This window comes from Rhodopirellula maiorica SM1, assembly GCF_000346295.1.
GTDB lineage: Bacteria > Planctomycetota > Planctomycetia > Pirellulales > Pirellulaceae > Novipirellula > Novipirellula maiorica.
Map to the genome: position 1 here is coordinate 1 of NZ_ANOG01000837.1, position 10030 is coordinate 10030.

At 54.0% G+C, this 10030-nt stretch carries 9 protein-coding genes; 4 read left to right on the forward strand and 5 right to left on the reverse strand.

The features are described from left to right. From RMSM_RS41370 to RMSM_RS26980, 3 genes are all read left to right on the forward strand, one after another. Nucleotides 1–1059 (forward strand): hypothetical protein (locus tag RMSM_RS41370; protein WP_040769552.1); only part of this gene is annotated, 1059 nt, incomplete at its 5' end. 265 nt (nucleotides 1060–1324) lie between these two features. Beyond that, the gene (locus RMSM_RS26975; RefSeq protein ID WP_008704343.1) at nucleotides 1325–2092 is read left to right on the forward strand and encodes an ABC transporter ATP-binding protein; all 768 of its coding nucleotides are present in this window, start codon (nucleotides 1325–1327) and stop codon (nucleotides 2090–2092) included. Next, the gene (locus RMSM_RS26980; RefSeq protein WP_008704345.1) at nucleotides 2089–3804 is read left to right on the forward strand and encodes a hypothetical protein; all 1716 of its coding nucleotides are present in this window, start codon (nucleotides 2089–2091) and stop codon (nucleotides 3802–3804) included. Before RMSM_RS26975 ends, RMSM_RS26980 begins: the two co-directional genes overlap by 4 nt. A 151-nt stretch (nucleotides 3805–3955) precedes the next feature. On the opposite strand, the gene RMSM_RS26985 is transcribed toward RMSM_RS26980, so the two are convergent. The 5 genes from RMSM_RS26985 to RMSM_RS27005 all read right to left on the reverse strand — a co-directional run bounded on the left by RMSM_RS26985 (nucleotide 3956) and on the right by RMSM_RS27005 (nucleotide 9666). Next, the gene (locus tag RMSM_RS26985; protein ID WP_008704347.1) at nucleotides 3956–5071 is read right to left on the reverse strand and encodes a TlpA family protein disulfide reductase; all 1116 of its coding nucleotides are present in this window, start codon (nucleotides 5069–5071) and stop codon (nucleotides 3956–3958) included. A gap of 262 nt (nucleotides 5072–5333) precedes the next feature. After that, nucleotides 5334–6134 carry a formylmethanofuran dehydrogenase subunit C gene (locus RMSM_RS26990; protein ID WP_008704349.1) on the reverse strand — a complete coding sequence of 267 codons (801 nt, stop codon included), beginning with the start codon at nucleotides 6132–6134 and terminating at the stop codon, nucleotides 5334–5336. Beyond that, nucleotides 6131–7057, reverse strand: a complete 927-nt coding sequence (gene fhcD / locus RMSM_RS26995) for a formylmethanofuran--tetrahydromethanopterin N-formyltransferase (RefSeq protein ID WP_008704350.1) — start codon at nucleotides 7055–7057, stop codon at nucleotides 6131–6133. Before fhcD ends, RMSM_RS26990 begins: the two co-directional genes overlap by 4 nt. Nucleotides 7058–7062: 5 nt before the next feature. Then, nucleotides 7063–8703, reverse strand: a complete 1641-nt coding sequence (locus RMSM_RS27000) for a formylmethanofuran dehydrogenase subunit A (protein WP_008704352.1) — start codon at nucleotides 8701–8703, stop codon at nucleotides 7063–7065. 87 nt (nucleotides 8704–8790) lie between these two features. Then, complete coding sequence (locus RMSM_RS27005; protein WP_008704355.1) at nucleotides 8791–9666, reverse strand: hypothetical protein; 876 nt, start codon at nucleotides 9664–9666, stop codon at nucleotides 8791–8793. Between the two features lie 140 nt (nucleotides 9667–9806). On the opposite strand from RMSM_RS27005, the gene RMSM_RS27010 reads away from it, so the two are divergent. After that, nucleotides 9807–10030: 3-methyl-2-oxobutanoate hydroxymethyltransferase (locus RMSM_RS27010; RefSeq protein WP_173405152.1), on the forward strand; the 224-nt coding region annotated here is incomplete at its 3' end.

Consider the following 10030-nt stretch of genomic DNA (forward strand, 5'->3'; position numbering starts at 1 on the left):
CTGGCTGCCTGTGTTGCGATTGTCGCCACCGCCGAGCTTCAGCGTCCGTGGTTATGGTGGATCGTTGCAGTCGGACTTGGCATTTCCTTTATGCTCAACCAGCATCGTCTGCAGCCCTGGGCGTACCAAAGTGCAATCTACGCGATCGTCTTTGCTGCGATGGATCGGGAAACGGCGCGGCGATGGCTGGTTCCGCTCGCCGCAAGCGTTTATCTGTACAGCGGGCTGGGGAAACTGGATTACCAATTCGCTCATACCGTCGGTCAAAATTTTCTTTCCGCGGTCGATCTACCGGTAATCGGGAATCTAGCTGATCGTTTCGAGCACAACACACTGGCAATCATCGCGTTGTTATTGCCGCTGAGCGAAGCGTTGATTGCGATTGGGTTGTTGTTTCACCGGACGCGGCGGGTGGCAGCAGTCTGTGTGATATTGTTGCATCTGAGTTTGGTGGTCATGCTGGGGCCTTGGAATCTGGATCACAGTAATGGCGTGCTGTTTTGGAATGTACTGCTGATCATTCAAGCATGGTTTTTGTTTCTGAAACCAATCGCAGAACCATGTAAGACTTCGCCGCCGCAGTCGGAAGCCAAATATGCGGCTGTCACCGAATCCATCGGCAAACGCTTGGCGGCAGCGATTGTGATACTCGCGATCGTCATGCCAGCGACCGAACGGTGGGGGTACTGGGATCATTGGACATCATGGGCACTGTATTCGCCGCACAGCAGTCGTGTGGAGGTCCAAATTCATCGCTCGGCGATGGACCAACTGCCCGCGACGATACACCCGTTTCTGCAGGATGACAACTCCGATGGCTGGCATCATTTGCAAATGAATTTATGGTCGCTCGATCGATTGAACGTTCCCATCTATCCCCAAGCCCGTTTTCAGTTGGCGGTCGCCAGTCGTATCGCCCACCTCTACGATCTGTCGGACTCGGTTCGTGTGATCGTCAAAGGTGTCGCCGATCGCCGCAGCGGAGTACGGAACGAGCAACGTGCTATCGGACGCAAAGAGATCGATGCCGAGCTGCGGCACTACTGGATCGCTCAGTAAACCGAAGCCAATAAACAGAGCTCCAATAAACCAGAGGTCTGATAGATAGAAGGCACGCTCGTTTGCTGTCCTGATAGATCACAGTCCTGATAGATCGCAGTCTTGATAGATCACAGTTCCGATAGATCGCTGCCGAATTCGATCCGACATTCCACTTAATCGTTACGACCCCACCAGCGAATGCCGTTGCCTACTTGTGTGCTAGTTTTCAGTACATCAGTAACAACGACATTTTTCTCTTTGTGACGTTTAGCGATTGCGGATCATGATCAAAGTTCAGGGCTTGCGTAAAATTTACGATCGGCATTTGGCCGTCGACGGTGTCTCGTTTGCGTTGCAGCCAGGCCAAGTTTGCGGGCTGGTGGGGCCCAATGGAGCAGGTAAAACGACGGTGATGCGATGTTTGGCGGGTTTGATTCCGCCTTCGGACGGATCGCTTTGCGTCGCCGGGTGTGACCAGAAGACCGATTTGATCGAATTGAAACGCCGGTTGGCTTACGTGCCCGATGACCCGCCGCTGTTTGATGATCTAACCGTGGGACAGCACTTGGAAATGATCGGGCGATTGTATCAAGTCAAAGATTTCCGGGCTCATGCGACGCGGCTGCTGAGCCAATTTCAGTTAACAGGCAAGGTCGATGCGGGAGCCACGACGTTATCACGCGGCATGCGTCAGAAGTTGGCAGTGTGTTGTGCGTATCTGTTTGATCCCGCCGTGTTGCTACTCGATGAGCCAATGACAGGGCTCGATCCGCCGGGGATTCGTGAGTTGTTGGCATCGGTTCGTCAACGTGCCGAGGCAGGAGCGACGGTGATGATCAGCAGTCATTTGTTGCCGATGATCGAAGGCGTCTGTACCCATTATTTGGTAATGAAACAGGGCGAGGCAAAATTTTTCGGAACCGCCAACGATCTGCGATCCGCGTACCCTGGGATCGGATCGCTCGAAGATGCTTATTTTGCAGCGATTGAAAATCCCGTGGTCTGTCCCGGCGTGAGTACAGAGATTGCTCAGATGGAAGGGGTGGCATGAGCGGAGCATCGCATCCAACCAAGTTCGGGGCACTGTGGGATGCACCGCATGTCCATCAAGAGTTGTTGTGGTTGACGAACGCGCGAAGTCAATTTCGTTTGCGACGAACGCTGGCACGGATTTTGTCCCCAAGACGCATTGTCGCGACGTTGTTGGCCGGTGTTTTTCTTGTCGCGTACGTGATGTACGGCGTTTTGGTACTGTCCAATCGGGCACCGGCGTCGCCCGATCATCTTCGTGCCTGGTTGTCGGGCGGGATGGTGCTTTACGCGTTTTACCATGCGGTTCGCTGTGTATGGACCGAAACGGTCGTCGATCTCGAAATGACGCCCGCCGAACGGTTGTGGTTGGGTGGCGGGCCACTGCATCGATCGAGTTTGGCGACCTATCGAATCACCAACATTGTTTCAGCGACCGCGATTAAGACATTGTTGTTGACGATCGTGATCGCTCGCGATGTTCAGCATGTGGAACTATTGATCCTTGGGGTTTTCTGCTCGCTGTTGTTGTTGGATACGGTCCGGCAGATTCTGGTTCGTGTCGCCAGCGGGCTGAGCGATCTAAATCGTCGACGTGCGAAAGTCGTTAGTGTGGTCATGGCCACCGCCGTCGCACTGCAAGTAATCGCAAAAGTGACCGCGATGACTCCGATGGGGTCTCCGACTTGGTTGTATTTGATCCATATGTTTTATGCGGTAGGCGAACTAGCCCAAAGCGTTGTGATTCAAGCCGTTGCCTTCGCCTGGATTCCAATGGCATCGCTGGCCGTGACGACTAGCTATTCGGTTTGGACACCGATAGCGATGGTCTGTGTGGCGATGACGGTTCTGTTTGCGGTACGCGTTTTGGTTTGGGCGGACCACGGGGCGCTAATGCAGAGTCAGAGGCAAGAGCAATCACTGCTTCGCGAACTGGACCGCTCAGGTCGCAACTGCGCCGCGACGGATCCAACACAAACGCATCGCTCGTTGGACGTCGATGTGCTTTGGGGGTACCCGAGGCTAAGGACGACCGCGGCGTTGCTGGCTCGACAATACCGAAGTGTACTGCGGTATCGCGGAACGATTTTGGCCAGCTTTGTGATTCCAACGCTATTGTGTCTATCGCCGTTGGTAACCAATCAGGTGATCGAACAGTGGTTTTATGTCGTCAGCGGAGTTGCATTGTGCACGATGCTGTTAGCACCCCCGGCGCTTCGTCTCGATTTTCGCCGCGATCTGTTGAGAATGCAGTTGTTGAAATCATTGCCCGTCAAGCCGCTTTCGATGGTCCTCGGTCAATTAACGTTACCCATTTTTATCACATGGATTTTTCAGTGCGTCACGCTGGCGATCGCAGCTTGTGTCGTTCAACCCGGTTGGAGCCAGTGGTTGATGTGGACGTTGCTGATGGCTGCATTTGCGGTGTTTACCTTTGCCGTTGAAAACGCGTTGTTTTTGGTTTATCCGCATCATGCTCATCAACAAGGGTTGGGCATGATGTTGCGAGCCAAGTTGACATTTTTGGGAAAGGCGGGTGTGATCGCGGCGTCGCTAGCAATGTTGGTGCTGTGGTCGGCCGTATGCAAGAGCATCTTACCGGACGGTTTACATGCAATTGGTTTTGTCAGTGGCGCGATCGCTGCTTCGTGGTGTATTGCTGCGATGAGTGTGTTGGCAACAGCGATATGTTGGCGACGTTTCGATTTGTCGTTCGATCTGCCCCCGCAATAGCGGGTCGCTAGTCAGCAGGCAGTCCGGTCCATTCATGAAAAAACCATTCCTACCGATCGGTAGAAATGGTTTGATGGTTTATCGAAACGATTCAATGACGAGGCAGTGCGATGACGATGCCTCATTCATTCATTCGTCGACGACAGGCTCGTTACTTGTCTTCTTTTTCAGACTTCAATTCTTCGAGGAACAATTCCATTCGTTTCTTTTGGCGATCGTCGCTCAGTTCGACGGCCTTTTCTTGGAACTTGATCGCCTCATCAAGTTTTTCATCGATCTTGGAAAGTTGTGCCAAGATGTTGTAGACGAGCGGTTTGGCTTCGGCGTCGACTTTATCTACGAGCGGGGAGAGTGCGGCAACGGCTTCACCGGCCAACGGGCCGACACTGCCGCCTTGTTGAACCACGGCGGTCAACGAGTACGCGAATTGCCCCAGCGACATCCAATCGCCCTTCATCTCCTCGAGACGGTCGCGATAGTATTTCACGACTTCGTCGGTAACGTGACCCGCCGACAGCATCAAGCTGGATCGGAAATCTTTCAAGTTCGCTTGCAGTCCGGCATCGTCGGTTTCGGCGAGTTGCTTGTCGACCAATTTGATTGCTTCATCAAACTTTCCAGCACCTGCCAATATTGAAATTTCTTGGATCGCTGCTTCCAGCCGTTGCTGTTCTTCCATGGCTTTCTTGAATGCTTCACGATCCCACGAATCGGAAACAACTTGTTGCAACGGTTCTTCCATTTCCATGGGATGGCCAATCCATTCGACTTGGCTGGTCTTGCCAACGATAAAGGCGGTCGGAATGCCCTGTTGGTTGGCTGCTTCCATGTAGTCTTTGTAAACCGAGCGGTCAGGGTCGGTGGTCAGCGAGTAGGCCGATGTGATCTCGTCGAACGTCTTTTTCAGGTCTTCGTTTTTGCGCGCCAAGAACTCTTTGACTTCTTCGACTTCTTCATCCGAGACACTGATGATTTGTACATTCTCGCCGCGGTACTGGTTTTGTAGCTCCGCGAGATGAGGCATGCTCATGACACAAGGGCCACACCATGTTGCCCAAAATTCAACCACATAGACTTTGCCTTTTTCAAACTTCTTTACCGGTTTGAAATATCCTTTGCCATCTTGCAGCCAGTGCTCGATATCGATCGAAGGCGCTTTGGAGCCAATACCGAGCGTGGCTTCGGCGTTTGCGGCGGGTGACACGAGCGAGGTCAACAAGCACGCCGCTGCGACAAGAAGCGTGGATCGGAAAGTGAAAAATTTCATTTTTGAAAATGCTGGGTTGTTTGTAGGGGAATTGGCCCATGAAAGAGTATCGGGCCGGTGTGTTTTAAATGTTTTCGAGGATCGGACGCCGAAAGCAATCGCATACTACCGAAGAAAATAGTCACAATGCCCTGCTTTCCGCCAGTGGTTGCGGGAATTTCGGTTGTTTTTGACATGACTTCGTTGTAACAAAATATCCGAAATACGAGGGCCAGGTGAGCGTGTGATGCAAATCGAATGCCTGGATCATGAAATACAGGCTTTAACGCGGAAAAAGAATCTCTCCCTGGCCACCGACCGCAAAATCGCCACGCATCGACCGGAATCCTTCATCAGCGATTTGGTCCAACAATTGAATCACGTTTTTGCAAGCAAACTGACTTGGAGCGTTAGCTGACGCCCAGGCCTTGGTTTGGCGTCCCAATAAGGGGCTAATGACCGAAAATGCCTCAATTGGATCGCTAAAACGAGTACGGCTGAGCGGGGGTGGCTGATTGACGACCAGCGTGCCTCGCCGCATCGCATATGCCGCACTTCTACCCGTTTTTGCAGCGACAACAATCGTGCCGGCGATTTGGTGGCTGCCGACAAAGTCTCCTGCGGAGCCTTCGATAAAGATTTCGCCACGTCGCATGCGATGGCCGACATGGTTTCCGGCCGAATCACGAACCACGATTCGGCCTCCGGACATGCCGCTGCGAAATGAGTCCACGGGAGCCGCGAGAAAGTTGCCCGCGGCGCCGGCAATCCAAATTTCGCCACCCGACATCATCGTTCCGGCATAGTCGCCGACATTCCCCTTGATGGTGATCCGTCCGCTTCGTAGCTGCATGCCCAGTCGGTGAAATCGACTCAGGTCGCCAACCAACCGCAATTCGTTTTTGCTCGACAATTTGGAAATGGAAAATAGCTCGCCGATCGGGCACGTATCATCACCACATTGTAGGGGCAACCGTTTGATTTCGTCCGCATCGCTGATCGAAGCGAAGGTCATCGGCGACATTACCGAGGCGTCGATGTCACATGTGGGTTGTTGCCGCAATTCCAAAAGCCAACTGGTCATCTTAGAATCTCCGCAAGGTGGAAATGATGTCGTCCGAGTTTTCCACCGTAATTCCCCGCGGTGATTCGAAGCAGTCCGCCGTTGGTTGGCGAAGCACACGCGGCTTGGATACCCACCCGCATTGCATCGGCTATGACGGCGTCCGACAATCCATCGATCACCACCTCCATCGCCACCGATTCGTCACGCATCAATTGCGTGGTTGGATCTACGGTTCGAAGCGTGGGGCAGAAGGCATTGTTGGTCGACGCATACAGTGCGGCATATTTCGAACCCACCTTTGATCCGCTACGTGTGACACCTCCTGGAAACGGCGTGATGACCCCATCCATTTGACGCATCGAATCGACCGCGGCACGACATGCCGTCGAGACCGCTTTGACGTCGTTGCCGATCAAGATGAAATTTCCGCCGCCAATACCATCGACACGCGCCACGTCGTGGTCACAAACGAATTCGCCGTCCATCACGGGGATTCGCCAATAACGTCGCGATCCAATCACCTTGCTGATCTGGTGTCCGTCTCCAAAATATCGCAGCGATTTTCCGATCGGGACCCGTTTATCGGACTTCGGTTCGGTTTCTTCGATTCCGGCATACAACGCGGTCGTGGGGCAGGTCAAAATGCATTGGCCGGCGCGTAGCGAGATCTGTTTGTCCATCTCTTTGCCAGAGACGGTAAAGGCAAGAATGGCGACGCCCGGGCGTCCATCGGGGGTTTCTGTTTCTGCGAGTTCGCGTTCGACGGCGATTTCGATACCGCAAGCGATCACGCTGGTGCCAAACCCGGTCATCGCGGCGGCGGCATCGGTTGCCCATTGGCGATCGTCCGCCGTGACAATCAATCGCGTCGCCTTCATGTCGAACGCTTCTGCGAAGGTCGGGTCGATGCGAACGTCGTTGATATGAAGATATTCATCCATGTCGTTTAAATCGTTGCTCGCACAGCGGTATGTTTGTTGGGCGTCGAGCCTAGCGTGCTTTGCATTTCATCATCGCTGATCCTCAGCCGACTCATTGCCATCGTTCCCTGTTCGGCATACCGCTGAGCGAGCATCGGAATTGTTTCGGAATCAAAGGAGACGTCGACGGTGTGGGAGACGCTAGGGAGGGTCACAGTATCACTGGCTCCCTCGCCACGAACGATCTTGCCATAACGGATCACATAGGTGGGCTCAGCAAACATTTGTTCAATGTTCTCGTGCTTGCGATAGATCACGAGGTCGGCCTGGGATCCCGCCGCTAGGTCGCCTACGCCACGGAGTCCAAGGATGGCTGCCGGAGCGGAACGCGTCATCGTAGCGATTTCCGCGAAACTGTATTCACGCGACAGGCCTGCCAATTGGCTGGCCGCCGCCGCTTCGGGTTCGATTTCAGCGAGTGCGGTTTCGCGGTACGAGCGGTCGCACAACAGTCGGATCAAATGCGGATACGTGGTGAAGGGGCCGCCGTTGGGGTGATCGGTCGTCAAGAAGACTCGTGAAGGATCGTCGATCATCAAAAACAATTCCAACCCAATCGCCCACTGCAAACTGTGGACATATTGTTTGCGTCGATAGCGAAACGGCACCACCCCGCAACCGGCTTCGCACTCGACGTCGACCAGCACCGATTTTCGCGGTTTCGCGAAGGCATGATTGTCGTATTGATGCATCGAATCAGCGCTGATCGTCACGGTTTGGCCAAACATGACTTGTCCTACATCGATCGTGACGTTGGGATGGGTTTGTAGGACGCGAGCGAGTTGCTCGGCCGCGGAGGACATCTTGTAGGGGCCGGAATTGCCATAGCTATGGAATTGGGCGTGGGTCAGATGAATCGGTAAACCGTTTGCGGCTTCGATCGTTGCCAAGGTTGACGCGATGTTGCCCGGGACGCCGAGGTTACTGCAGTGAACGTGCAGCGGATGAGCCAAACCGATCTCGTGAACGGCACGGCACAAGCGGCGAATGATCGTCGACGGAGTGACCCCGTAGCGAGGATGCGGCGTGTTGACATCGAATTGGCGTGTATTGAATTTGAAAGCGTTGATACCGCCAGGATTGACTACTTTTACCGCGATGCACTGTGTGGCGGTGACCATCCAAGCGACGTAGTCATTGATGATTGCTTGCGGTGCGTCTTCGGCCAGCAGTTGCAGTAGTACGTCATCGTTGCCCAGTAAACAGTAGCCGCCTGTATCGATGCCGACCACGTCTGCCATTTCCGCATGGGCCGAACGCGCGTTGCAGGGAATTACAGCGGGTTCGAAACAGGTCGTATAGCCCATGTCGAGATAGCGATTGCCGACGACACTCGCCGCCGGCAGAAACTCACTCATTCGCTGATCGTCACGAGGAAACTGATCTTGCAGCAGCAATCTTGCCAGCGTCAGTTTTCCACCACCAATATGGGTATGCAAATCGATGGCTCCCGCCATCACGATGCAATCGGTTGCGTCAATCGTATGGTCGGCTTTCGAGTCTGCCGGTGGATCCGCAATGGATTGTTCGCGAATCCAAATATCTTGAACTCCGTCGATGCCCGACGCGGGGTCAATGACGTGGCCACTGGCGACACGCATCAACATGGACAAACTTTCAATATCAAGGAAGGCAATAGCAAGGAAGGGCAGTGCATCGACATCATAAGGTTAGAGAATCAAAACGCAGCGAGGTTACTCGGTCGCTTCGGCTTGCGGATCGGCTTCGGCGGCGGGAGCTTCCTCGGCGTCGGCGGCACGGTTCCTGCGTGATGCACGACGATTGCGTGGGTTTTCGTTTGCCAGCGGTTCGCCATACACACGATCGGTCGTGATCGTGAGGTTCTCTGCCTTGACTTTGGTTTCGTCTGAAGGTTGGTAAAAACCGCTGACTGACACCGGGTCGCCGGGCTGAGCCAAGGAAAGATTGTTTAAACGCAATTCGAATTGGACATTTTCGGCCAATGGGCAGCGGACTGGAATCTTGCCCGCTTGCGTCATCAAAATGCCAGTGGGCGTAATCCCCATGGGAATGCCGACCACGTCGTATTTCTGAGGTTCCACCCGCTGTTGTGGATTGGCGTGAGGGTCGCCGTAGACCCCCGGTGTAAATTTGTCCCGCTGGCTGCCTTTGAGTTGTTGTGGCGGAACGGGCTGAAAGATTTCGACCTTTTCAATCTTGGACAGTGGATTCCCCGCTCCGTCGAAGACCCCAGAAAATCGGATCAACATTCCTCGGCCTAAAAAGGCAGGCTTGGCTTTGGCGACGAAGGCCAAGTTGGGTAATTCATCGGGCGGTTGAACAAATATCTCGGTGCCATCATCGCGTGTGATCACTAGCACGCCAGGTTGAGCCGTTTTTAGCGTCCCGCTGAACTGCGTGACCATGTTTGCGTTGCCTTGAGCCAAGACGGCCGAAGGGATCACCAGTAAGAACGCGAGGATGCAAAGAATTCGAGTTGCGGTTTTGGAATGATTGATTTTGAGTTCAAGCGACGAGGTGCTCAATGCAGCGTCACCGGCGGGACATTGCTGGGGCCCGTTCAACCGAAACAAACATAGATTCTTCATCGATTTGAAAGCTCCTAAAAATAGTAAAGCTGCGGCGTTGGGCGAACCATCCCCGCTGGACTTCTCGCATTGTACGGTTAGCTTGGAGACTTGTGTTGATCTCTTTCTGATTCGAGTTTTCCCCGAGCCCCCACGCGCAGATGTCGCCTTCCTCGCCCGCCTCCCGACCCCGAGTGACCACCCGAACGCTTCAGCGAATGCGAGACGACGGAAAAACGATCTCGATGTTGACCGCGTACGACTTCCCCACCGCCGCGATTTTGGACGAAGCAGGGATCGACATTTTACTCGTCGGCGATTCGCTTGCGATGGTGGTGCAAGGCCACGAGACGACTCTGCCAGTGACCATGGATCAAATGCTATA

Excerpts from the sequence above, each read along its gene's own strand:
- RMSM_RS27005 (WP_008704355.1), bottom strand. The coding sequence starts at position 9,666 with ATGAAGAATCTATGTTTGTTTCGGTTGAACGGGCCCCAGCAATGTCCC.
- RMSM_RS26975 (WP_008704343.1), top strand. The coding sequence starts at position 1,325 with ATGATCAAAGTTCAGGGCTTGCGTAAAATTTACGATCGGCATTTGGCC.
- RMSM_RS26990 (WP_008704349.1), bottom strand. The coding sequence starts at position 6,134 with ATGACCAGTTGGCTTTTGGAATTGCGGCAACAACCCACATGTGACATC.
- RMSM_RS26980 (WP_008704345.1), top strand. The coding sequence starts at position 2,089 with ATGAGCGGAGCATCGCATCCAACCAAGTTCGGGGCACTGTGGGATGCA.
- RMSM_RS26985 (WP_008704347.1), bottom strand. The coding sequence starts at position 5,071 with ATGAAATTTTTCACTTTCCGATCCACGCTTCTTGTCGCAGCGGCGTGC.
- fhcD (WP_008704350.1), bottom strand. The coding sequence starts at position 7,057 with ATGGATGAATATCTTCATATCAACGACGTTCGCATCGACCCGACCTTC.
- RMSM_RS27000 (WP_008704352.1), bottom strand. The coding sequence starts at position 8,703 with ATGTTGATGCGTGTCGCCAGTGGCCACGTCATTGACCCCGCGTCGGGC.